The 24370-nt window shown below is 41.4% G+C and carries 16 protein-coding genes; 11 read left to right on the top strand and 5 right to left on the bottom strand.

Annotated elements, in window-relative coordinates; translation table 11 throughout:
• Positions 1-214: 214 nt before the first annotated feature.
• From HR060_RS01630 to pepA, 3 genes are read right to left on the bottom strand one after another with little or no spacing between them, the layout of a single operon-like run.
• Positions 215-3061: a valine--tRNA ligase gene (locus HR060_RS01630; protein WP_174198524.1), complete on the bottom strand. Its 2847-nt coding sequence runs from the start codon at positions 3059-3061 to the stop codon at positions 215-217.
• A 59-nt stretch (positions 3062-3120) separates the two neighbouring features.
• Positions 3121-3570, bottom strand: coding sequence for a DNA polymerase III subunit chi (locus HR060_RS01625; protein ID WP_174198523.1), 450 nt, complete (start codon positions 3568-3570; stop codon positions 3121-3123).
• Positions 3570-5084: a leucyl aminopeptidase gene (gene pepA, locus HR060_RS01620; protein ID WP_174198522.1), complete on the bottom strand. Its 1515-nt coding sequence runs from the start codon at positions 5082-5084 to the stop codon at positions 3570-3572. The genes HR060_RS01625 and pepA overlap by 1 nt, the downstream gene beginning before the upstream one ends.
• 230 nt (positions 5085-5314) lie before the next feature.
• Here pepA and lptF point away from each other — a divergent pair, with 230 nt between their 5' ends.
• Entirely contained in the window at positions 5315-6424 is a 1110-nt protein-coding gene (lptF, locus tag HR060_RS01615) for an LPS export ABC transporter permease LptF (RefSeq protein WP_174198521.1), read from the top strand.
• Positions 6424-7488 carry an LPS export ABC transporter permease LptG gene (gene lptG / locus HR060_RS01610; protein ID WP_174198710.1) on the top strand — a complete coding sequence of 355 codons (1065 nt, stop codon included), beginning with the start codon at positions 6424-6426 and terminating at the stop codon, positions 7486-7488. Before lptF ends, lptG begins: the two co-directional genes overlap by 1 nt.
• Here the strand turns inward: lptG and HR060_RS01605 are convergent.
• Positions 7485-8264, bottom strand: coding sequence for a type 2 periplasmic-binding domain-containing protein (locus tag HR060_RS01605; RefSeq protein ID WP_174198520.1), 780 nt, complete (start codon positions 8262-8264; stop codon positions 7485-7487). The genes lptG and HR060_RS01605 overlap by 4 nt on opposite strands.
• A gap of 103 nt (positions 8265-8367) precedes the next feature.
• Here HR060_RS01605 and mltC point away from each other — a divergent pair, with 103 nt between their 5' ends.
• The 3 genes from mltC to HR060_RS01590 all read left to right on the top strand — a co-directional run bounded on the left by mltC (position 8368) and on the right by HR060_RS01590 (position 10508).
• Complete coding sequence (mltC, locus tag HR060_RS01600; RefSeq protein WP_174198519.1) at positions 8368-9513, top strand: membrane-bound lytic murein transglycosylase MltC; 1146 nt, start codon at positions 8368-8370, stop codon at positions 9511-9513.
• Between the two features lie 5 nt (positions 9514-9518).
• Positions 9519-9998, top strand: a complete 480-nt coding sequence (locus HR060_RS01595) for a hypothetical protein (protein ID WP_174198518.1) — start codon at positions 9519-9521, stop codon at positions 9996-9998.
• Positions 9999-10088: 90 nt separating this feature from the next.
• Positions 10089-10508, top strand: a complete 420-nt coding sequence (locus tag HR060_RS01590; protein WP_174198517.1) for a GAF domain-containing protein — start codon at positions 10089-10091, stop codon at positions 10506-10508.
• A 21-nt stretch (positions 10509-10529) separates the two neighbouring features.
• Here HR060_RS01590 and HR060_RS01585 read toward each other — a convergent pair whose 3' ends face one another.
• On the bottom strand, positions 10530-12473 hold the full coding sequence (locus HR060_RS01585) for a DNA topoisomerase 3 (RefSeq protein ID WP_174198516.1): 1944 nt from the start codon (positions 12471-12473) through the stop codon (positions 10530-10532).
• Positions 12474-12602: 129 nt separating this feature from the next.
• On the opposite strand from HR060_RS01585, the gene HR060_RS01580 reads away from it, so the two are divergent.
• The 6 genes from HR060_RS01580 to HR060_RS01555 all read left to right on the top strand — a co-directional run bounded on the left by HR060_RS01580 (position 12603) and on the right by HR060_RS01555 (position 24159).
• Entirely contained in the window at positions 12603-13469 is an 867-nt protein-coding gene (locus HR060_RS01580; protein WP_174198515.1) for an NAD-dependent epimerase/dehydratase family protein, read from the top strand.
• 532 nt (positions 13470-14001) lie between these two features.
• A complete protein-coding gene (locus HR060_RS19725) occupies positions 14002-20847 on the top strand; it encodes a glycoside hydrolase family 30 beta sandwich domain-containing protein (RefSeq protein WP_174198514.1) in 6846 nt (2281 codons plus the stop codon).
• A gap of 102 nt (positions 20848-20949) precedes the next feature.
• On the top strand, positions 20950-21186 hold the full coding sequence (locus HR060_RS01570; protein ID WP_174198513.1) for a TIGR02647 family protein: 237 nt from the start codon (positions 20950-20952) through the stop codon (positions 21184-21186).
• Positions 21187-21274: 88 nt separating this feature from the next.
• A complete protein-coding gene (locus tag HR060_RS01565) occupies positions 21275-22045 on the top strand; it encodes a substrate-binding periplasmic protein (protein WP_174198512.1) in 771 nt (256 codons plus the stop codon).
• Between the two features lie 104 nt (positions 22046-22149).
• On the top strand, positions 22150-23403 hold the full coding sequence (locus HR060_RS01560; protein ID WP_174198511.1) for a valine--pyruvate transaminase: 1254 nt from the start codon (positions 22150-22152) through the stop codon (positions 23401-23403).
• A gap of 66 nt (positions 23404-23469) precedes the next feature.
• Entirely contained in the window at positions 23470-24159 is a 690-nt protein-coding gene (locus tag HR060_RS01555) for a phosphoglycolate phosphatase (RefSeq protein ID WP_174198510.1), read from the top strand.
• Positions 24160-24370: the final 211 nt, after the last annotated feature.

Below are 24370 nucleotides of genomic sequence, written 5' to 3'. Positions count from 1 at the left end.
TTTTGCTAGGGTAAACGGTATTTCCATTATTTTAAAATAACTATTTGAAATATTTGTTTACTTTTTTTACATTTTATAAAAGAGTTTTTCGGTAGTAACTTATCAGAATGTAATGATGATTAGGTGGTAAGGTCTATTTTAATCCTCAATAGGCAATAGCAGAAAAAAAGCCGAATCATAAGATTCGGCTTTTATTCATAATGATCTAGAGAGTTTACAACGCTTGAATGGTTGCTTTTTGCTCTTCTAACTTAGCTAAAGCTGTTTGTACTTCCTCAAGCTTAGCTTTTTCTTTTTCAATGACCGCCTCTGGTGCTTTGCTAACAAACTTCTCATTTGAAAGCTTGCCTTGGATGCGACCTAAATCTTTGCTGATTTTTTCAATGTTCTTCTCAATACGTGCAAGTTCTGCTTCAACATCAATTAAACCTGCCATTGGGATAAGAATTTCCATCTCACCAACTAATGCAGTAGCAGATGCTGGGGCTTCATCACTCTCGCTGAGTACATCGATTGTTTCTAACTTAGCTAAACCTTGTAAGAAGCTTTGGTTTGCCGTTAAGCGGCGAATATCTTCAGTACCTGCATTTTTGATAAAGGCATTAAGCGGTTTATTTGGCGATATATCCATTTCACCACGAATATTACGGATACCGACGATAAAACTCTTCACCCAGTCTAAATCAGCCATCGCTGCTTCATCGACTTTAGAGGCATCAAACTCAGGGAAAGCTTGATTCATAATGGTATCGGCTTTTATACCTGCTAATGGCGCAACACTCTTCCAGATAGTCTCTGTAATGTAAGGCATTAGCGGGTGCATTAAGCGTAATAACTGCTCCAGTATTGTCACAAGAGTATGACGTGTAGCACGTTGCTGCGCTTCGTTACCTTTAAATAATACGGGTTTAGTTAATTCTAAGTACCAGTCACAGAATTGGTTCCAAGTGAATTCATAAACTGTATTAGCGGCTAAATCGAAACGATAGTTATCTAAGTGCTCGTTATAAGTTCGAACCGTATTTTGGAATTGGCCTAAGATCCAACGATCGGCTAGTGAATACTCTTTTTCAGCATCATTAAAGCCACAGTCGTGCTCTTCTGTATTCATTAATACGTAACGGCTGGCATTCCAAAGTTTGTTACAGAAGTTGCGGTAACCTTCCAAACGGCTCATATCCCAGTTGATATCACGGCCCGTTGATGCCATAGCCGCTAGTGTGAAGCGAAGGGCGTCTGTACCGTGTGCTTCAATACCGTTTTCAAATGTTTTACGTGTGTTCTTTTCAATCTTCTTCGCTAGTTGCGGTTGCATCATGTTGCCGCAACGCTTTTCAACTAAGCTTTCAAGGTCGATACCGTCAATCATATCGATTGGATCCAGTACGTTACCTTTAGATTTAGACATTTTATCGCCGTTTTCATCACGGATAAGACCGGTTACATAAACGGTTTTAAATGGTACTTGTGCTTTGCCATTTTCGTCTTTGTTAAAGTGCATGGTCATCATGATCATACGCGCAACCCAGAAGAAGATGATGTCAAAACCAGTCACTAGTACATCAGTAGGGTGGAAGGTTTTTAAATCTTCAGTTTGCTCAGGCCAACCTAATGTTGAGAAAGTCCAAAGGGCAGACGAGAACCAAGTATCTAAAACGTCTTCGTCTTGTGTTAATACCACATCATCAGCAATGTTGTTTTCACTTCGCACTTCAGCTTCATCACGACCAACATAAACATTGCCTTGCTCGTCATACCATGCAGGAATACGGTGGCCCCACCATAACTGACGTGAAATACACCAATCTTGAATGTCGTTCATCCAAGCGTTGTACATGTTCTCGTACTGTTGTGGTACAAACTTAATTTCACCATCGGCAACGGCTTGTTTAGCTGGCTCTGCTAATGGCGCTACGCGCACATACCACTGGTCGGTCAGTAATGGTTCGATTACCACACCAGAACGGTCACCGTAAGGTACCGTCAGTGAGTGATCATCGATTACTTCTAATAAACCTAACGCTTCAAATTCAGCAACAATCGCTTTACGTGCTGCAAAGCGATCTAAACCGTGGAAACGCTCAGGAATCGGCGCATCTAGCTCAAGTTCTTTACCATCGAAGGTATAACTTTCGCCTTGAGTTAAAATAGCTGCATCTTTGTCGAAGATGTTGATCATTGGCAATTGATGACGTTTACCGACTTCATTATCGTTAAAGTCATGCGCAGGCGTGATTTTTACACAACCAGTGCCTTTTTCCATATCAGCGTGTTCATCGCCAACAATCGTAATACGGCGGTTAACAATAGGTAAAAGGATATCTTTACCAATTAAATCTTGGTAACGCTCATCATCTGGGTTAACCGCAACACCCGTATCACCTAACATGGTTTCTGGCCGAGTTGTCGCGACTACAATGTAATCTTTGCCGTCTTTGGTCTTAACGCCATCGGCTAATGGATAGCGGAAATTCCACATGTGGCCTTGTTTGTCTTTGTTTTCAACTTCTAAATCTGAGATTGCTGTGTGTAATTTAGGATCCCAGTTTACAAGGCGCTTACCGCGGTAGATTAAATCTTCTTTGTGTAAACGAACAAATACTTCTTTAACTGCTTCTGATAAGCCTTCATCCATGGTGAAGCGCTCTCTGTCCCAATCAACAGATGCACCTAAACGACGAAGCTGTTTGGTGATAGTACCACCAGACTCTTTTTTCCAATCCCAAATGCGGTCGATAAAAGCATCACGTCCTAAATCGTGGCGTGTTTTACCTTCTTCTGCGGCAAGTTTTCGTTCAACAACCATTTGTGTTGCAATACCCGCATGGTCAGTACCAACCTGCCATAAAGTATTGTTACCTTTCATACGCTTGTAGCGAATAAGGGTATCCATAATGGTATCTTGGAAAGCGTGACCCATATGCAGGCTACCAGTGACATTTGGTGGCGGGATCATAATTGAGTAAGGTGTACCTTCACCTGATGGTTTGAAGTAACCTTTTTCTTCCCAAGAGTTGTATAACTCGCTTTCTATCGCTTGCGGATTAAATGTTTTTTCCATGGCTGGTATCAAAAAATATCAGTTAAAATTTATATTATCTGAGCTCGACTTATCGTGCACTATTGCGCAGGGTAGGCGGGTTCAGTTGTTAATTGGTGGCCTGATTGTTTGTATTGCTTGTAACGCTCTCGTGCTACTTGTTTTAATTCCTCTTGATGTGGAACAAAATCAAAAACTTGAGGGTAGCGCTTGGCAAAATCAGGCATAGATGGCGACAAGTTTATCAGAATTTGTCGAGAACCTTTAGGAACTTCGCAACCTATTTCAACTGGGCTGCCAAATTTAGGGCCTTCGCCTTGCAAATTGTGCGCAACAAAGCTTTGTGCATCAAATTGCCATAGGTATTCATCAACTTGATTGGCTTGGGTTTGATCACCCGTGTAGATAAAGATTTTTTGATTTTGTCTGTAACAATGAGCCGCTAAACGACAGGCAAAATCAATATGAGCAGGTACATTTTCGACCTGCTCATAAGTTTCATCAAAAAGATAAAAATGTACGGCTGACATTAATTACTCGGTTGCTCTGAGTGTTCGGTTGCATAGTTAAGTAAAAATTGAGTCAACATAGGAACAGGGCGACCTGTTGAGCCTTTGTTCTTACCGCCTTTCCAAGCTGTACCGGCAATATCCATGTGTGCCCATGTGTACTTTTTCGTGTAACGAGCAAGGAAACATGCTGCGGTAATCGAACCTGCTTCACGGCCACCAATATTAGCCATATCTGCAAATGGACTTTCCAGCTGCTCTTGGTACTCATCCCATAGCGGCATGCGCCAAGCACGATCGCCTGATTGTTCTGCTGCTGATGTTAAATCATGAGCAAGTGGATTGTGACTTGAATAAACTGCAGATGCATGCGCACCAAGTGCAATCACACATGCGCCTGTTAATGTTGCAACATCGATAACTAACGCAGGGTTAAAACGTTCCACGTAAGTTAATGCATCACATAAAACTAAACGACCTTCGGCATCAGTGTTGAGTACTTCAACCGTTTGGCCAGACATTGTCGTTAAAATGTCACCAGGTCGATAAGCATTGGCATCAGGCATATTTTCACAACCTGCTAATACGCCAATTACATTGATAGGTAAGTCTAGCTCAGCTAATGAGCGCATCGTGCCGATAACACCTGCAGCACCACCCATGTCGTATTTCATTTCATCCATACCAGCACCTGGTTTGATTGAAATACCACCTGAATCGAAAGTTAAACCTTTACCAACTAAAACAACGGGGGCCGTGTCTTTGTCACCACCTTGGTAGTTGATAACCGACATAATTGACTCGTTGTCAGAGCCACGGCCTACAGCTAAGTATGAATTCATACCCAGCTCTTTCATTTGTTCTTCGCCAATCAGCTCAACATCAACTTTGTCAAACTCCGTTGCTAATGCTTGTGCTTGCTCACCTAAGTAGGCTGGGTTACAGATATTTGGTGGCATATTCGCGACGTCTTTACAAAGCTTGCTACCAGAAGATACAGCTAAACCTTCTGCAATTGCGCGTTCGCCAATTGGTAACTCACGACGAGTAGGCACATTGAAGACAATTTTGCGAAGTGGGCGACGAGTCTCGCCTTTTTTGCTTTTCAGTTGGTCAAAGGTGTATAAGCAATCTTGAGTTGCTTCGACAGCGTGACGAACTTTCCAGTAGGCGTCACGACCTTTAACGTGTAACTCCGATAAGAAACAAACGGCTTCCATCGAACCCGTTTCGTTTAATGTATTAATTGTTTTGGCAATAATTTGCTTGTATTGACGTTCATCAAGTTCACGTTCTTTACCGCAACCAACGAGTAAAACGCGCTCACTTAAGACATTAGGTACATGATGAAGCAACAGCATTTGCCCCGGCTTGCCTTCTAAATCACCACGACGTAATAAGTTACTAATGTAACCTTCGCTGATTTTATCTAATTGTTCGGCAATTGAAGTTAGGCGACGTGGCTCAAACACACCAACAACGATACATGCGCTGCGTTGTTTTTCTGGACTACCACTTTTTACGCTGAATTCCATCTTGGCTCCTGCTAATAGGTATTTTTAGGATCTTTTACAATTTCGTTAAACTAAGCCAGTATGCTTAGTTTGTGGTTATGAGTTTAGAACAGGCTATGTAAAAAGTTGACCAAAATTTTGATTAATTTTGTAAAATTAGCCTGTTTTTAGTTGTATTTTCTTGTAAAAACGCTGAGTTTACTTAAAATTTTTAAGTATTGCAGTAAAATAGCAAATTTACGGATTTCCCTTTGATTATTTCCCGTTACCTTTTTAGCGAAACATTCAAGTCGCAGTTGGCCGTCTTTTTTGTCATGCTGACCATTTTTAGTTCTAATGCATTGGTTCGCGTATTAGATGATGCAATGGAAGGCAAATTACCCACCGACCTTGTCGCTTGGATGTTGTTACTTAATATTCCTCCGCTTGCTGGTTTGATTCTACCTCTGAGTTTGTTTATTGGTATTTTCCTCGCTCATGGTCGATTTTACGCCGACAACGAAATGTCAGTGCTTAAAGCCTGTGGTGTCAGTGAATGGTTTGTCACCCGTGTGACCTTAGTCTTTGCTTTACTTGTCGCCATCTTAACTGCACTAAATACCGTTTGGTGGGGCCCCGCAGCGTATGAAAAGCGCAGTGAATTTAGAGAAAAACTCGCTGCTGATATCGGGTTATCGACCCTTATCCCCGGGCAATTTCAAAATTCTTCAAATGGTAAAGCCGTTATTTTTGTTCACAATTCAGAAAACTCGGGCAGTGAGTTTGATCGGGTCTTTGTGGCACAGTTACCTCAAGAAGAAGCGCGAAAACAAAGGTTTAACATTGTTTATTCGCAAAAAGGTGAAGTAGTAGAAGACAGTTTGGGCGATCAAACTTTAATTCTTTCTGATGGTTATCGATATGAAGGGGAGCGCGGTAAACGCGATTACCAAATTACTGAGTTTGGCTCCTCGAAAATGAAGATCAAAGAGCAGGAAGTTGAAGAGCAAAGGCGCAAGCTTTCGTCCGTCAGCACTGCTGAATTAATGAAAAGAGACGATCTCGACGCCATTGCCGAATTACAGTGGCGAATTGCATTACCGCTTTCAGTGCCTTTGGTTGCGTTAATCGCTGTCCCACTAGCAAGAGTTCAACCAAGGCAGGGCCGTTTGGCCAAGCTAGCCCCTGCATTTTTAATTTATTTGGCCTATTTCTTATTACTGATGGCAGGTAAGTCGGCTCTTGCCGATGGTAAGATTCCTCCGACCATAGGCCTTTGGTGGGTACATACTTTAGTGCTGATTTACGGACTCTACTTATTGATAAATGAGCGGGCGCTTGGGCTTAGAATCAAAGCACGTTTGGCAGGGAGAGCGACATGATAAAGATAATTGACCTGCACATTGGGCGTGCCATTTTAACGTCGACTTTTGCTTCTATGATGGTGTTAGTGACACTAAGTGGTCTGATTCGCTTAGTCGATCAATTGAAAAGTATTGGTCGTGGTGACTACACCATGATGGATGTTTTGCAATTTGTTCTTTACACCGCGCCGCGAGATATTGAAATTTTTTTTCCAATGGCTGCTCTTTTAGGTGGTTTATTGGGCATGGGGGCATTAGCTTCAAACTCTGAATTGATCGTGATGCAAGCTTCTGGCTGGTCTAAGTTCGATATCATTAAATCCGCAATGAAAACGACGACTATTTTAGTGGTGTTAGTTTTGATTATTGGTGAGTGGGTTGCGCCGAAATTTGAAAACGAAGCCTATCAAATGCGTCGAGCCAAAATAACTCAAGGTTCGGTAATAGCTGGGTCCCAAGGTGTTTGGGCCAAAGATGGTAATCATTTCGTACACATAGAAGAAGTCAATGAAAACGGCGAGTTAAAAGATCTAACTGTGTATGAATTTGCTGATAATTTACAATTGGAGCGAGTACTGCACGCCGATTCTGCCCAGTATAGTAATAACCGCTGGTCGTTAGACAGTGTTGATGTTACTCATTTAGGGCAAAATCAAATCAGCACATCACAGCAAGACAAAGACCTATGGGTATCGTCATTGACACCCGATAAACTGGGTATTGTATCAGTGACGCCTGAGGCCTTATCGATTTCAGAACTGTCTGATTATCTTGATTATTTATTAGCAAACGATCAAGATGGCAGCCGCTACCAATTGGCATTTTGGCGCAAGCTCTTTCAACCTATTACCGTCGCAGTGATGATGTTAATGGCATTGTCTTTTGTATTTGGTCCATTGCGCTCGACATCGATGGGAGCGAGAATTTTGATGGGGGTTGTAATCGGGTTTGGTTTCCATATTACCAATCGAGTCTTTGGCCCTATCTCCTTGGTATACGATTTACCGGCAATTGTGGGTGCTTTGATGCCAAGTATTTTATTTACCGTTATCGCGGCTTATTTAATTAAACGGCAAGGTTAATTCTTTGTCAGTATTTCTGGGTTCAAATGAGCCCAGAAATTATCGACTGCGGCTGTATTTTGTTGGTAAAAGTCTTTGTTAAAAGCGACATGCCAATAAGCGTTTAATACAGCGTGTTCTGTGGCAACAATTACTTCATCTAACCCTTGCTCTAAAAGTAAGGCTTGCCCTATCTCCCTTTCAATCACAAAACCATCTAACCGATCAGCGTTTAATGCATGAAAAGCAACATCGGCATCTGGCGTTGTGTCAGCCAATAATTGCTTGTCGGCTAGATAGTGATAGGCAACATAGCCAAGAGGGGCGGCTAAACCAAACTCTTGAATGCTCCGATAATAAGCAACATCAAATGCTCCAGTGGCAGAGAACAATAGGCGTTTGATAGTGTAGTGATCTAACACTCCTCCTTTTCGATAAAAGATGGGGTATTCAACCTTGGCGAGGTAATGTTTTACATCAGCTGGAAAAGCAAAAATACGTGCTCTTTCTTGTGTTTTAATCATTGCAAATGCAGCTTGATATTGACCCGACTCCAAGCCTTTCATGCATCTAAGCCAAGGAAGTGTATGGAGTTGATGTTGCCAGTTATTGGCTTTTATTCCGGTTAAAACACGTTTTGCTAACATCAAATCGGTTTGTTGCTCAAGCGAGCGACGGTTGTCAAAGTAAGGTTTGAAGGCTTTGTCTATCGAACAAAATTGAATGACATCATTGGCTGAGCTTATCGCGCTAAAGAACAAACTAAATATCGATGAAATTATAAAAAAGTAGCGCATGAGCTCGTTTTTTAGACACAAATTATTGCATTTAGTATAGCGACAATCTGTCATTAACAATGACAAAATGATTGTAACATTTACTGTATTTACAAGGACGTGTATGCGCTTTTTGTTGATTTTAATGAGCTTGTTTTTGGTGTCTTGTACGACGACGGATAAGCAGCGTATTTTTGATATCGCAACCAGTGAACAACCGGATAAAGCTATTAAAGCGATTGTTAAAGATAAACAAGTTCGTTATCAGCAAAACCCAGAGCAAATCGTCAAAGATGTACAAGCCATCGGTGATTTATTTACTCAGCTCAAAAAAGGGATTCGCGTTGTTTGGGGTGAAAAACAAATTCAGCTACCCACTAATAAGCGCTATGTTAAATACACTAATGATTACAAGGCCAGAGCGATTGTCGATTTTGAAAAAGGTTGGGTTAGGGTCGAAACTATCGATACTAAGTCGCCAACACAGATGTTGCAAAAAGCGATTGTGACTACCTTATTGGCAACGTCTGATCCCGATAAAACCGATATCTTTTCCAGTGAAACACCTAAGGCATCCGGTAAACCCTTTTTATACCAACAAGTTTTAGATCAAGACAAACAAGCGATTGCTTACCCTTGGCGGGCCAATCGATTTGCAGATTATCTCATTACTCATCACATTAAAAAGCGAGCCATAGACTATCGGTTTGCTCATTATGTTGATATCTCGCTGGTCGAGCAACATCAGCACTTACGACAAGAAAAGTTCAGTGAATTTGTTCTATCATCGGCTAAACGTTATCAAATTGCCCCCGCATTAATATACGGTGTTATCGAGACTGAGAGTAGCTTTAACCCTTTTGCGGTCAGCCATGCTAATGCTTATGGTTTAATGCAAGTGGTATCCAGTACAGCAGGACGAGATGTCTATCAAAAAGTAAAAAATAAAGCGGGCCAACCATCAAAGCAGGTTTTGTTTGATCCAAAACAGAATATCGATATTGGCACGGCATATTTGTATATTTTAAAAAATCAGTATTTATCGAAAATTAGCAATCTTACCAGTCGTCATTATGCGGTGATATCTGCTTATAATGGCGGGGCGGGTAATGTGTTAAAAACCTTCTCTAACGATAGAAAAGTGGCTATTGAGCGCATCAACACTTTAGCGGCAAATGAAGTCTATGATAAATTAACTCAGCAGCACCCAAGAGTGGAATCTCGTCGTTACTTGTACAAAGTCCGCAAAGCAGAAAAGAAATATCAATAAAAAAGATGAAGAAAAAAACGCCTCTATTTATTGCATTGAGTTTAATGCTCGGTGCATGCAGTCAAACGCTTGAATCTAATCCAGATTTGACTGCAGTTGAAACCGAAATAAAAGTTGAAGAACCCGAAGTAACTTTGGGGCAAATCAACTACGAAAATAATGAACAGTTAAAGTACCAAACGATAAAAGTAAAACTCACCGTTAAGGATGAGGTGCCAGCTGACTTTAAAGCCTTACGTGCCCAAGCACGCGAAGAGGCTTTATTTATTGCTGCGAAAGCTGTTAATAGTTATGAAAATGAGTCGTTAGAGCAGACTTCGACAACAGAAGGGCAAATAACGTCACTCGCTCATCGCTCTTTAGGCGATATCATGGCCATTAGTAAAATTCAGCAGCAAAGCTGCTTTGTATTAGGTGTGGCTAAAAATACGTTGCATTTGAGCTGTGAAACGGTTGTCGATGTCCCAGTGACCATCACAGAATAAATGCATAATAAACATTGGTTTATATACTTGATTTTCAGTTAAAAGGTTTAATAATCACAAGAGCTAGTCAATTTAATAAAGGTCGTTTTAATGGAACAATATCAAGCACAAATAGCTGAATTAAGAAAAAAGTTAGCGCTTGAGACAGCGATTATTTCCAATATTGAAGGTAAAACTTACACTATTAAAGCGATTGATTCTGCTATGCCTGTTTTCAAAGTTGGCGATGCCTTTGAGTTAAAAGACACATATTGCAGTGCTGTATGTGATAAGAAGCAGACTGTGGTTTATAACAATGTCGGTAAAATGGAAGAAATGTTATTGCATCCGGTATACGTCATGATGCAATTACTCAGTTATGTTGGCACGCCTATTCGCCAAGGCGATAAAATCTGGGGGACATTAAATTTCTCTTCCACAGAAGCAAGAGAGCAAGGTTTTAGTAAAGCGGAAATCGAAGCAGTGGAGTCACTAGCTGAAGCGATCTCGCATTCATTATCTAATCAATAATAAAACGTTAGCAAGTATGGGCTAACGTTTTTTTGTTTTACTCGCGGTTTTTGTATTGAACTTACCTTTACTAGCCGTTGATTTTCGCTTTTTAAACGGCGTTTTTGCTGGACTGGTCAAATGAGCCATGTTGGGCATTTGCGTTTGTTCTGCGGTTATCAGTAAAGCCTGTAAATTTTCCAACATGGGGGCCATAAAATGCTGATAGCTCATTGTTTTATGACTAATTTGATCTAAATTAGCTTCCCATAATGCAGTCATATCTGGCGTAGTTGCTTGACTAGGCAAACTTGCTATCAGTTGTGTGCCTGCTGCGGTGGCAAGAATATTCTTATTTTGTCGAGTAATAAAACCTCGTTTTATTAACAATTCAATCATACCTGCACGGGTTGCTTCAGTGCCAAGGCCATCTGTATCTTTTAATATTTGTTTAATGGCTTTGTCTTTTACATAACGAGCAATACCTGTCATGGCACTGAGTAAACTCGCATCGGTAAAGTGTTTGGGCGGCTCAGTTTGCTTTTCTTCTAAAATACCTTGGACACAAGTTAGATCTTGTCCTTCTTCTAAAGGGGGCAGTGTATGCGCTGATTGCTGTTCAGGTTTGCCTAAAATAGACTTCCAGCCTAACACTTTAGTCTGCTTACTCGATGCGCTAAATTGTCCCGTTTCGATGCGTACTTTAACTTTTATGTCTTCAAACTCATGTGCGGGATAAAACTGTGCTAAATACTGCTTAGCAATAAGGTTATAAACCTTTGCTTCATATTGGCTCAGCTTGCTTATATCTGCTTTTTTAGTCGTGGGAATAATGGCGTGGTGAGCATCAACTTTTGCATTGTTCCAAGCTTTGCTTTTAATCCTCGTGTCAGCATCTTGGCACGCTTGGTTTAATGCTGTGTTTGTGCTGGCAATGGACGATACAACGTCATTCGCTTGATAAAAATGATCGAGTGGCAAGTACTGGCAGTCTGACCGAGGATAGGTAATTAATTTATGCTTTTCGTACAAAGCTTGGCAGGTGTCTAGACAAGCTTTGGCATTAATGCCAAAGGCTTTATTCGCGGTCATTTGTAACTGTGAAAGGTTAAAGGGGAGGGGCGCATTTTGCTTTTTTAATTCGCGCTCTACTTTTTCAACTTTAGCAGCCTTTCCACTAATACGATTGACAATATTTTCAGCCAACGCTTTGTTTAATAGGCGACCTTCTTCATCAAGATGGTCCTGGCAAGCGGCACTTGGAACCCACTTCGCTTTAAATCGCTCATTATTCTGTGTGATTAAATCTGCCAATACTTGATAAAAAGGTTTACTGATAAAGTCTTTGATAGTGTTATCTCGTTCCACCACTAAACCTAATAATGGGGTTTGAACACGACCAACGGATAAGACGCCTTTGTAGCCTGCTTTTTGCCCTTGTAGGGTATAAGCTCTGGTCATATTCATGCCATAAAGCCAATCGGCTCTGGCTCTAGCTAAAGCCGAAGTGGCTAGAGGGATAAACTCTTTGTTAGGTTTTAAATTAGCCAGTGCTTTTTTGACTGCTTGTGGGTTTAGGTCATTGATTAACAGGCGCTTGGCATTTTGAATTTTATTGCTACTTGGTTTGGCGTGATTGATCACTTCATCTACGAGAATTTGCCCCTCTCTGTCTGGATCCCCTGCATTGATGATCTCACTGGCTTTTTTTACCAATTTTTTTATTACACTCAGTTGGCTACGTGTTTTAGCTTTTGCCTTTAATTGCCAACTTTCAGGCACAATAGGTAAATGGTCAAATTGCCATTTTTTGTATTTGTCATCATAGTCATCTGGCGCGGCTTGCTCGAGTAAATGTCCGACGCACCAGGTCACACAATCACCATTGGCTAATTGAATATAACCTTGCTCGTTTTTATGAGGCTTGGGAAGCACTTGGGCAATAGCGCGGCCTAAACTCGGTTTCTCTGCAATATATAACTTCACGAATGCATTCTGGTGTCTGTTTTTATATACAGTATTTTGGCTAAGTTCTTTGTTATCTGCAAGCGACAAATCAGATTATTTGATTTTGCTTTGTTATGATAACTATCAAAGTAATTTTTTAGTGACGTTATGAAGAAAGTATCCATCATAGGTGCAGGTTGGTTAGGTCAAACGCTAGCCGCAAAATTGGCTGAGCAGGGTTATTGTGTTACGGCAACGAGCCGTGATCTAGATAAACTCAAAAAGATACAAGCGAAGGGTATTAAGACCTGCCAGTTGGATCTTGATAATTTACTGGCGGCTAAGCTAGATGAAGCGGCTTTAAAAGCGGTTTTTGATACTGACATTGTCATCGGTTGCTTCCCTCCTGGGTTTCGCTCAGGTCGTGGTCATAATTATTTAAAGTATTGGTTAAAACTTACTGATTATTGCAATCAATATGCGGTCAAACGTTTAGTTTTTTGCAGTTCTACTGCTGTCTATCCAGAAATAGCACAAAGCTTTACTGAATCCGATTTACCACTTGCGTTAACAGAAGATATAACCACACACGAATTGCTATCAGAAAAAGGTTTAGCGTTATGGCAAGTTGAAGCTGAGGTTGCTAAAGCATTTAACGGCGAACTTATGGTTTGTCGACTAGCCGGTTTATTTGGCCCTGATAGAGACCCTGCTAACTTTGTCAAAAGGCTGAAGGCGATAAGCTCAAAGATGCCAGTAAATATGGTGCACAGAGAAGATGTGGTGGCAGCAATTCACTTCTTACTGACTTTAAATACGTTACCTGATGTTATCAATATCAGTTGTCCGGAACAAATGAGTAAAAGGGCATTTTATCAATTGGCATTAGATGCAAGATGCCAGGACGAAAGCTTGCAAGATAAAGTCGATAATCAACAAGCAGGGAAACACATTAGTAGCCAGAAATTGATTGAGTTAGGTTATCAATTTATTTATTCGGAGCAAAAAAAAGCCCTAGTCTCACTACAGAACTAGGGCTAAGGAAGGCGCCTAATATTCCATTTAGGCAAATTGTCATCCGATGATGGCTAGATTGACAAAGCGTCGCTCTTACGATTGGAGATCGTGAGTGTGCTAACCGTATAACACATCAAATCTACGTGGTTGCCAAAGTCATTACCTTGAAGTAACGTTGAGCTGTCGTTTCGAATACCCGCTTAACCAATGAAAATTAAGCTTATTTTCTTAACTAGGCTCTAGCAAAAACCAAACCTGTCGATAACACTTAAGAACATTGAAAATAAGCCTTATGTGTAGTGACATAATATGACGGACATATTATGTCTGTGGTCATATTATGTCAATGCCTGTATTTCTACATTGTTTCCAATTCTGTAATTTATGTAACTCTGGGTTTACGAACCTTGTTTCTTGTTGCGGTATAGAGTTGGTGTGAACTTTGTGTATTATCAGTAAGGTAAAATAAAAAATTAAAGCAAAACAGTTGCTTATATTGTTTTGAAACACCTTGGTAAAAAGGTGTCAAAAATTTGTATCGGGGTTGAGTGTGGTTCGTAGTTTTTATTGGGTAGTATTAACAGGTTTACTAGCATCATGTGGTGGAGGCTCAGGAGGCGGAGGTGACAACCCAACAGATCCCGGTCAGCCACCAGCCAACATCACGGTCAATATCAGCTACGATGCTGCAAATCTACCCAGCTCATGTGAGTATCAAGTGGTTAATAACCTAGATACGTGGCGCAGTTTTGCCAGCATATGTGATCTCGATGTCGATATTAGCATTACGGGCGCAGATGCAGCTTCGTTGTCGCAAGTTGGTCAGTTTTCAACAGATGGTGGTACTAGTTGGCAAAATGTGGCTACAACCGATAGCCAGTTCACATTGCCAGTTGCTGGGCTTGATGGCGATATTTTAGTTCGTGCAGCTGTCAGTCAAGGGAATACTCAGACTGTTTCTGATGCAGCAAGTATTGCTTTAATACTCAACTCTATCGAAACTTCGGAACCTTTGGGCAGTTTTGCTCAAGATCAAATATTAGCGATTGCCGATAACCAAGACAGTTTTATTATCAATTTACCTAACTGTACAGATCCCCAAGGTGATAGTACAGAAGTGCAAGTGATGCAAGACGGTCAGTTGTGGTTTAGTCAGCAACCTAGGGCTGAAGTTGAACTTGATACTGATAATGTTAGAGATGGCGCCAGTATTCAAGCTAAGTGTAAAGACCTACTAGATACTGATGTGGCAGAACAGTTTGCAACTGACGATGCACCGGGTAGTGTCTATATTGCTAAGGGTAGCGACGGCAGTAATCAACCTCCAATGATAGTATTTGAGCCTGTCAGTGCTGTGCGCTTTGGTGGGTTAATTCGAGATTACCAAACCATTACCGCTTGTATTTCTGTACTCGATTTTGAAGGGGAGCTCACGACTAACCGCTTGTATTATCAATTTGATAGTGATGGCCGACAAGAGGCTACATTGGTAAATAATTGCGCTGATATCGTTATTGGTGATGATGGCGATAAAAGGTTAACTCTAATTGCAGAAGCCAGTGATGCCAGCAATACCACGACGCAAGTACAAGATTTAAGCATTATTCATCAAGATACTTTGCAGGTAGGGCAGAGTATCAATAGTCGTTGTGTTATGGGTGATGCAGCACAGTCCGTTAATCTTGCTATTAATACTGATACCGAATTTGATAGTTACAGTGTTGATGTTATTGATAGTGATTCAGGTCAAACGTTAAAAAGCTTGGGGCAATTTACTCAAGAAACCATTAGTTTTGCTTGTGACACCTTGGGGCAAACACAATACCTACTAAGAAATACTAGCCGCGGCCAAACAAAAGACTCATTAACGTATTCTCATTCGGTGACAAGCGAAGCCAATTCTGTACCTGAATTGAGTATCACTATTCCACAAGGTGATTTAGTCGATTTACAGTATCGAGATAATCAAACTTTGCAGGTTTGTGTTGAAGCTTCAGATGCTGATGGCGATGCATTAACGCTCTCGTTAGCTGCACAATTTGATGATGAAGCACAGCAAACGCTCACACTAGCCGATACTTGTGCTGAATTAAGTACTTTTGGCCGAGGCGGTCAGGAACTTATCTTTTTTGCTAGTGCCAGTGATGGATTTGCAACGGCAACTGATTCTAGAAACGTAGGAGATGTTCATGCTGATACCGTTCAATTTGCCAGTAGCAGTAGTGGCAGCTGTGTCTCAGGTGCTGATGCACAAAACTACAGTGTCACTGTTGATGCTGATTCTGAAGGCGATAGCCATAATTTAACCGTTATCAATGCCGATGATGAATCTATCATTCAAACCTTAGGTTCGGTAACAACCGGTACTTTTTCACTCGCGTGTGATGAATTAGGGCAAACTGATTTTTACATTCGAAACACAAGTCGAGATTTAACCGTTAATTCGGTGACTTACCAGCATGTAGTAACTGAGAGTATTAACCAGCCACCGACCCTTGAAATGGCTGTCACGGGGGATACGTTTACCGTTGACAATCAAACTCAATATCGAGACCAACAGCTACTTGAAGTGTGTTTTACATCAGAAGATCCAGAAGGTTTACCTGTAGCTGTTGATGCCAGCTATCGTTTTGATGATGAAACAGAAGTAGAGCTCGATTTAGACGATGATAATTGCGCACAATTAAGTACGTTAAATCGAGGGGCTCAAAACTTAGTGATTGATGCGACGAGCTCTGACGGTGAAGTCAGTACGAGCCTATTCCAAAATTTAGGTGAAATTTATTTAGATACCATCCAAATCGCTACCTCAGCGAGTAATAGTTGTGGTCTGGGCTCTGGCTCTTTGACTTATAATATCGACATTCCAGATGATACTGAAAGTGATGATATTCAGCTTGATGTTTTTGATGCAGAAAATAACAATTTAATTGCAGCAATAGGGGGCACACCTCCGTACCAATTGTCTTTTCCATGTAGTGCAGTTGGCGAGCGTTTTTTCTATATTCGCAACCAAAGTCGCAATTTATCAACGTTATCCCTAGCGTATGAGCACGAAGTGTTAGATGTGCCTAATACCCCACCTGATGTGACTGTGAGCATCAATAATGCAGAGCAGTATGAAGGTTTGATTCGAGATAATCAGGATATTGAAGTGTGTATTACTGAATCCGATGAAGATGGTGATAATGTGCTATCAAATGTTATATATAGATTTGATGATGGTGTATGGCAAGTTTTAAATTTGAGCAGTAACTGTGCTGATGTGAGTACTAATGGTCAAGGAGGAAAAGTTCTATCTATTCTTATTGATTCAACCGATGGTAAAGAAAATATTAGCCAACAAGTTGAATTTGAAATTCATCGAGATACGGTTCAGTTTCCATCTACCTATGGTCAAACTTGCCGAATTGGTGATGCGGCGCGACTTTACCCTGTAACTGTATCTCCCGATACAGAAGGTGATACACATGAATTAGAAGTATATAACGCCGACACTAACACGCTTATTCAAAGTTTAGGAAATACAACCATTGGTTATGTCTCTTTTGACTGTAACGCCAATGGTGTTACTAACTTTTATGTTAAAAATACGGCGCGTGGTATTGCCAGCCAATCACTTACTTACCAGCATACTGTTACTAATGTGGTGAATGATGCGCCTACGATCGATTTATCCATTAATAATGCAGAATACTTCTCTGGTCAGCTTAGAGATAATCAAACTATCCAAATTTGTGCCACTGTCAGTGACCCAAATTCTGACCCATTAACTACACAAATTTTCTACCAATTAGGTACCGACCCTCAACAAGAACTAACCTTATCTGCACTTTGTGGCAACCTAGATTTAACAAATCAGGGCGGCAAGGAACTGGTTATTGAAGGATTTGTTGGCGATGGTACGGCTACCACTAATGATACGCTGACGCCGGGCATTGTATTGGAAGATAATATCAATATTGCCATTAGCTCTAGTGGTAGTTGTCGGGTGGGTGATCCACCGCTTAATTACACTGTCTTAATTTCAGCCGATCCTGAAGGTGATATCTATAGTGTTGATACGATAGATATTAATACGAATGATGTGCTAGCCAGCATGGGGCAGGTCGTTGCCGGTAACTTTACGCTCTCGTGTGACGAACAAGGCGCAACTAACTTTGCTATTCGCACCACAAGTCGCGGTCAAACTGTCAACTCTTTGATCTATAGTCATGTGGTCAGTTCTGAACTCAACTCTGCTCCAAGTGTGGGTATCAATGTCGATAGTGGTGAGCAGTTTAGTGGCCAATATCGCGATAACCAAAATATTGTCGTCTGTGTTGAAGGTTCTGATCCTGATAACGATGCGTTAACTTATAGTGCAAGCTATCGTTACGGGGATAGCACCTTCACTGATTTATCGCTTAATAGCCAGCAATGCGGTGTGATTAATACCACAGGCCAAGGTGGCAATAGTTTAGTCGTTCAAGCGTTTGCCAATGACGGTCAAGTTGAAACAACCTTCTTCCTCGATATGGGAACTATCCACACGGATACCATTCAAACGCCAGTGACCGTTTCGGGTGAATGTAGTTTAGGTGAAGAAGCGCTGCGTTATGCTGTTCGAGTGGAAACCGACACTGAAGGTGATGCCCATGAACTAACGGTTTATGACAGTGAGACCGATGACCTTATTGCCGAGCTCGGTGCTGAGCTAGAAGGCGAATTTACTCTAGATTGCGCCGATTTAGGTACTCGACAATTTTATATTCTTAACAACAGTCGCGGTATTCAAAGTCAGTCAATAGATTACACTCATACCGTCAATTCTATCTTGGTTAATACTGTCCCGGTTTGGTTAACCAGTTATGACCAAACGGCATTACTCGAAAAGCAAGCTGATGAAGAGCTGAAAATAGGTACGGGTACAGCGTTATTCCAAATTGATGTATCGGAAGGTGTTGAGTATCAAACAATCGATTCGTTTGGTGCGACATTAACTGATTCGGCCGCTTCATTAATTAATGCGTCAGATAAACGCGACGCCATTATTGCTCAGTTATTTAATCGCGATGATGGTATTGGTATTTCTGGTTTGCGTTACCCACTTGCCGGTATGAGTGAGTTTGTGTCTCGTGTTGCGCAAAGTTATAACGAACGACCAGCTGGTTTGACTGACCCTGATTTAGACTTTTTTACAATCGCTGCGGATAGAGACTTTTTATTACCTGTATTGCAATCAGCATTAGCAGAGAACAGTGATATCGATGTTATCGCAACTAACTGGAGTGCACCCGGCTGGATGAAAGACTCTGATAGCTTGCAAGGCGGAGAAGTTCGAAATGAGTTTTACACCAGCTATGCCAACTATTTTGTTAAGTTTTTTGAAGATTACCAGACAGAAGGTATTGAATTTGATTACTTTAGTGTGCAAAACCAACCGCATGAAGAAAGTGACTTTCCCACTCAGCGTTTCGAAGCACTCGATTTTAGAGATTTCTATACCGATTATTTAGACCCTGCACTGACGACTGCCAACATCAACCCTGAGTTCATCGTTTGGGATGGTAACTGGACGGATAACGACACTCAAAATAGTGCTGATATTGCCAACTATGCAAAAACGCTATTTAGTTACAACGAGATCAATAATACGGTTAATATCGCAGGTTTCCAGTGTTATCAAGCGACCAATGGTTTTGCTGATTACAGCCAAGCGTTTGATGAATTATTACTTAATCGCCCTGATAAGAGCATTTATCTAACCGAGTGTAGTAATCAAGAAGATAGCCGCAGTTTTGGTGAAATTTTAGCGCAAGATGCTGGCGATATGTTTATTGGCTCGTTGCGTAAATCGGTTAAGGCTATTTACTATAGCTCGCTTGCCTTAGATGAAAATAATGGTCCGACTCAAGGCGGCTGTGCAGATTGTCGCGGGGTGGTAACTATCGATAGCAATGGCGATATGTTACCTAATGCTGAATATTTTGCTTTGGCGCATTTTAGTCAGTTTATTCGTCCTGATGCTGTTCGCATCGACTCGACAACTTTTGCAGGGCAGCTTGAAACCGTATCGTTTAAAAATCCAGATGCCACCGTTGTGACTGTTGTTGTCAATCGTACCAATGCGGCTATTAGCTTTGATATTAACTGGAAAGGACAGTTTTTTAACTACAATTTGCCTCAATACTCAGTTGTTAATTTCAAATGGGATTCAACCAATGCCCCCATCGCTAATGAGCAACAAATCATTCAAGCCAGTGATATTGCACAGGATACTTATACTACCATTCAAGCGATGCGTGAAAGTACAACGGGTATGTACCGCAGCCACTATGATTTAGTTGGCTCACAAGATGCCATGCTGTCAGTTTCTGCAACTGCGCATGGGTTAACGGCTTTAAATATTGGCTTCTCAATGGGTTGGCAACCTGATGCTGCCACACTTATTTTAGCCACGCTTGAATCGTTAAATGGCGATAATCCATCATATGTACATCAACGAAATGACTTAGGTATGTTTAAAGCAGAAGTCGATACTTCGGGTAATAATGGCACAACCAATGAGTACTCAGTTATTGCAACGGCGCAGCTTGTTTCTGCACTTAATTTTACCCGCAATGTTTTTGCATCTAACACGGATATCGTCAGCAAAGTGGATTCGATAACCGGTTCAATCGATTGGGCTGGAATTATCATTGATGCCTCGGCAGGTACCGTGGCGGCAACTCAAGATTTAACAGGTAATGCACAATCGACCCAAGGTGTTTATAACCTCCAGATGCAGGCTGTATGGCATAGTCGAAATACAGGTGATGTCTCAGCTATCGATTTATGGACACAGCATTACGACTCGGGTGAAGCCTTTGAACGCTATGTTTATGACGGTAATGTTATGCCAGCAGATGAAAATGGTGATCCGATTAGCGCGACTATTCATCAACAAAACTTCTTTATGATTAAAGCCGCACTCGATTCGGCGAACTACCGAACGCTAATGAGTGAACAAGCGGTCGCCGAAAAGGCTTACTGGCAAGCTAATTTTAGCGAGGCCGACTATGTATGGGGTTATGGTTTTGGTGAAAATACCTTTGCCAGTGAAACGCCTTATTACGATACTTTGGCTGACCAACCGGGTAACTATGCGCATGCACCGACAATAGCGGGTTACATTGTCTCCGATTTAACTTTACTTGAAGATTTTCTTGAGTGGGATGATAACAACTTTGGTATTGCGACAACGCAAATATCAGGTGTGGCTATTCCATGGCGTTACTCGCAGCAAACGCCATCTTGGACACCGAGTACAATAGAGATGGATGGCATCATCAATCAGCTTATTGGCCTGACGGCTCACCCTGGATTATTGGACTTGAGCTACTACCGAAATAATACCGAAGCACCCGGTAGTTAACTGATTTGCCATGAAAATTTCACAAAAGCGAGTGGCGAAATAGCCACTGCTTACTAAGCTTTAGTTATTGCGCGCTTGCAGTGAAAAATAGAAGGAAATCAGATGCCAATAAATACAGAAACAAATGAAGAACTGAAGATCCTCGTGTTATACACCTTAGCTTCAGTACACGAAGGGTTGAAAGTACATTCAGATGCAGGCGATGAAAAAGTCGCTGCAGCCAAACGCCTTTACGACAAAGGTTTGGTCACTCAACCAGATGGTGGCTATTTAACAAACCTAGGGCGAGAAGCCGCTGAACACGCCCACAAACTCATGGGGATTTTGCAATCGGTTTAGCGCAGCTAAACGATAACGTCATACTTTGGGCATTCAGCCTAGCTAGACTACATTTAATAGTTATTGTGTTAAATCTGGGGTCAAAGTAATGAAGGTATTGCTGTTCTTTTTTACATTTTTCATCGCTTTTGGCCTTAAAGCCGCGGAAACTAACAATCAAACCGTGGTGCTAGTGGCCGATCAGTGGTGTCCCTATAATTGCTTACCCGAATCAGAACGCCCTGGTTATCTTGTTGAAATTGCTAAAGTTGTACTTTCCTCGCATGGCTATCACGTCATATACAAAACCATGGAATGGAACCAAGCAATTACGTTAGTTAGAACGGGTCGTGCCAATGGTTTAATTGGCGCATTTCCCAGTGATGCTGAGGATTTAATCTTCCCCGATACCGCATTAGGCTATGCCGATAATAGCGTGATTGTTCGCGCACAAGATAGCACCCAATTTAAAGGAATTGAAACCTTACAAGAGTTGCGGCTAGGCGTCATTGAAGGTTATTCCTATGGTGCTGAAATTGATAAGTTTCTGGCCGAGCGTTTGGCCCTGTCAACGGGTGTGGATGTGACATCAGGTGATGACCCACTTGAGCGCAACTTACAAATGGTGCTGTCTAATCGCTTAGATGGTTTTATCGAAGATGAATCTGTGCTTAAACACCATTTGCGTTACCATCCAGATAAAGACAAGTTTAAATTACTCGCTAGAGTCAGCCATGATCCGGTTTATATCGGCTTTGCTCCCAAACACCCAGAATCGGCCAAACTTGCTGCATTACTGTCTGATGGCATCGAACGGCTCAGAAAAACCGGCCAACTCAAAGTGATCCTGCAAAGGTATGGCCTGCAAGATTGGTATTAACCGCCTCCATTATTCATTTTATCCCAAGTCACTTTTTGCCAGTAGGTGAATAGCCTAGCTAAGGTTATAATGCCGTAGCTTTTTTAATCATAAAAAATATAAAAATGAAACTTTCTCAATTTGGGCAGCAGCTCACTGCTGAATCTGGCATTGTTAACTTAATGGCTGACTTGGGCGATGCGCTCAACGTCAATCCTGATTTATTGTTTTTAGGGGGCGGAAACCCAGCCAAAATCGATGAGTTTGAAGCCATTATTGCTGAGCATTTACATCAAATTGCCAATAACCCTGATGAATTACACAAACTGATCGGCGTATATCAATCGCCACAAGGTTCAGAGCGTTTTATCAGTGCTTTAGCTGATTACTTAAACCAAACCCAAGGTTGGAATATCTCAGAGAAAAACATTGCCATTGCCAATGGTAGTCAATCTGCCTTTTTTATTTTAATTAATATGTTAGCGGGTCAATCAGAGCGCGATCACAAAAAGCTGCTGTTTCCTTTAATGCCTGAATATTTAGGTTACAGTGACCAAGGTATCAGCGATGATTATTTTCTTGGTAATAAACCGCTGATTGAGAAAGTAGGTGAGCACAGCTTTAAGTACCATATCGATTTTGACGCGCTGGATATTACCGAGCAAGTTGCCGCGCTTTGTGTATCGAGACCAACTAACCCAACGGGTAATATGGTGTCAGATAAAGAGCTAGCGCAATTATCTAAGTTAGCAAAAACTAATCAGATCCCATTAGTGATTGATTGTGCTTATGGTGAGCCATTTCCCGGTATTGTTTACCAAACAACTGATTATCAATGGCAGCCGCATCACATTTTAGCGTTGAGCTTGTCTAAGCTGGGCTTGCCCGCTGTTAGAACCGGCATTGTTATCGCCAATGAACACGTTATCGAAGAGTTTGTTAAGGTCAATACTATTGTCAGCTTGGCAAATGGCAATTTAGGGCCCGATCTGATGACGCGCATCTTACAGCAAGGTCAGCTTGAGCATATTAAACACACTATTATTCGCCCTTTTTACCAAGCGAAACGCGACCATTTTATTGGTGAGTTAAATAAAACCTTAAACGGTTTACCGTATCGTATCCATCAAGCTGAGGGCGCATTCTTTTTGTGGATTTGGTTTGAAGGTTTACCCGTATCATCGACTGAACTTTATCAATTACTGAAAAAACAAGGCGTATTGGTGATGGATGGTGCGCCATTTTTCTTTGCATTAAACCAAAACTGGCAGCACACACAAGAATGCATCCGATTATCTTATTGCCAAACGGATGATGTGTTAACACAAGCGGCCGAGTTAATTGGCCTGCAAGTTCGCGCTTTATATCAAACTGAGTAAATCTCAAATACCGAGAATAATTGACCCAATAGAGCAAACAATAAAACAGACAGTGAAGCTTCTTAAATGATCAAACTTTTTGTATTCGATTTAGACGGCACGTTAGTAGATTCATTACCAACAATCGCTTATGCCTTAAACTGCACGTTAGCCGACCTTGACCAAGCGCCCATTGCCACCGATGTGATCAAAACCTGGATAGGCAATGGCTCAGATGTATTAGTTGCACGTGGTTTAAGCCGAAATATTCAGGTAGATGAAAACTTACCGGCAGCTTTACTTAAGAAAGCCCGTTTTTTATTTAATGAACATTATGCACAGGCAGGCCATCATCGCGATGTGGTTTACCCAAACGTAGCCGAAACGTTAAAAACACTGAAACAACAAGGTTTTGAATTGGCGGTGTTAACCAACAAAAGTGATGCCTTTGTTGAGCCGATTTTAACCGCGGCTGAAATTATGCCGTACTTCTCTGCTTGGGTGGGCGGACAAACGCTAAAAGAGAAAAAACCATCGCCGATGGGTTTATTACACTTAGCTAAACAGTTTAACTGCCAAATGACTGAAATTGTGATGGTGGGCGATTCTGAAAACGACATCAAGGCAGCAAAAGCTGCTGGGTGCTTATCGGCAGGTTTAACTTATGGCTATAACTACGGTGTGCCAATTAGCCAAAGCGAACCCGAATTGGTCATGGATAACTTGTCTGCACTGCTTGCATCAAGCTGGGTAAATAAACCCGTTTTAGTTGGGTGATTAGATAAGGAGGTTTATACCTCCTTTTTTATAGCTTCTGATAAATTTTCAGTACTAACGGGTTAGGCTATTAAAAGCCAAATGTAGGCGTGTATTGTTCAACGGTAAGTTGAATAATGTGCAAAATGAAAGACCTGATAATCCTCTAAGACAGCCTCGCTCCTTGCATTGACTTTCAGCACTAAACTGAAAGTTGAACCCAAAACAAACA

The organism is Marinifaba aquimaris (assembly GCF_013328345.1).
In the GTDB taxonomy this organism is placed as follows: Bacteria; Pseudomonadota; Gammaproteobacteria; order Enterobacterales; family Alteromonadaceae; genus Marinifaba; species Marinifaba aquimaris.
The sequence above is the reverse complement of the archived record's forward strand: the minus strand, read 5'-3'. Positions and strand labels throughout refer to the sequence as shown.

Bases quoted from the DNA above. Each gene is read 5' to 3' on its own strand.
- HR060_RS01630 (WP_174198524.1), bottom strand. From the start codon at position 3,061: ATGGAAAAAACATTTAATCCGCAAGCGATAGAAAGCGAGTTATACAAC.
- HR060_RS01625 (WP_174198523.1), bottom strand. From the start codon at position 3,570: ATGTCAGCCGTACATTTTTATCTTTTTGATGAAACTTATGAGCAGGTC.
- pepA (WP_174198522.1), bottom strand. From the start codon at position 5,084: ATGGAATTCAGCGTAAAAAGTGGTAGTCCAGAAAAACAACGCAGCGCA.
- HR060_RS01605 (WP_174198520.1), bottom strand. From the start codon at position 8,264: ATGCGCTACTTTTTTATAATTTCATCGATATTTAGTTTGTTCTTTAGC.
- mltC (WP_174198519.1), top strand. From the start codon at position 8,368: ATGCGCTTTTTGTTGATTTTAATGAGCTTGTTTTTGGTGTCTTGTACG.
- HR060_RS01595 (WP_174198518.1), top strand. From the start codon at position 9,519: ATGAAGAAAAAAACGCCTCTATTTATTGCATTGAGTTTAATGCTCGGT.
- HR060_RS01590 (WP_174198517.1), top strand. From the start codon at position 10,089: ATGGAACAATATCAAGCACAAATAGCTGAATTAAGAAAAAAGTTAGCG.
- HR060_RS01580 (WP_174198515.1), top strand. From the start codon at position 12,603: ATGAAGAAAGTATCCATCATAGGTGCAGGTTGGTTAGGTCAAACGCTA.
- HR060_RS01570 (WP_174198513.1), top strand. From the start codon at position 20,950: ATGCCAATAAATACAGAAACAAATGAAGAACTGAAGATCCTCGTGTTA.
- HR060_RS01565 (WP_174198512.1), top strand. From the start codon at position 21,275: ATGAAGGTATTGCTGTTCTTTTTTACATTTTTCATCGCTTTTGGCCTT.
- HR060_RS01560 (WP_174198511.1), top strand. From the start codon at position 22,150: ATGAAACTTTCTCAATTTGGGCAGCAGCTCACTGCTGAATCTGGCATT.
- HR060_RS01555 (WP_174198510.1), top strand. From the start codon at position 23,470: ATGATCAAACTTTTTGTATTCGATTTAGACGGCACGTTAGTAGATTCA.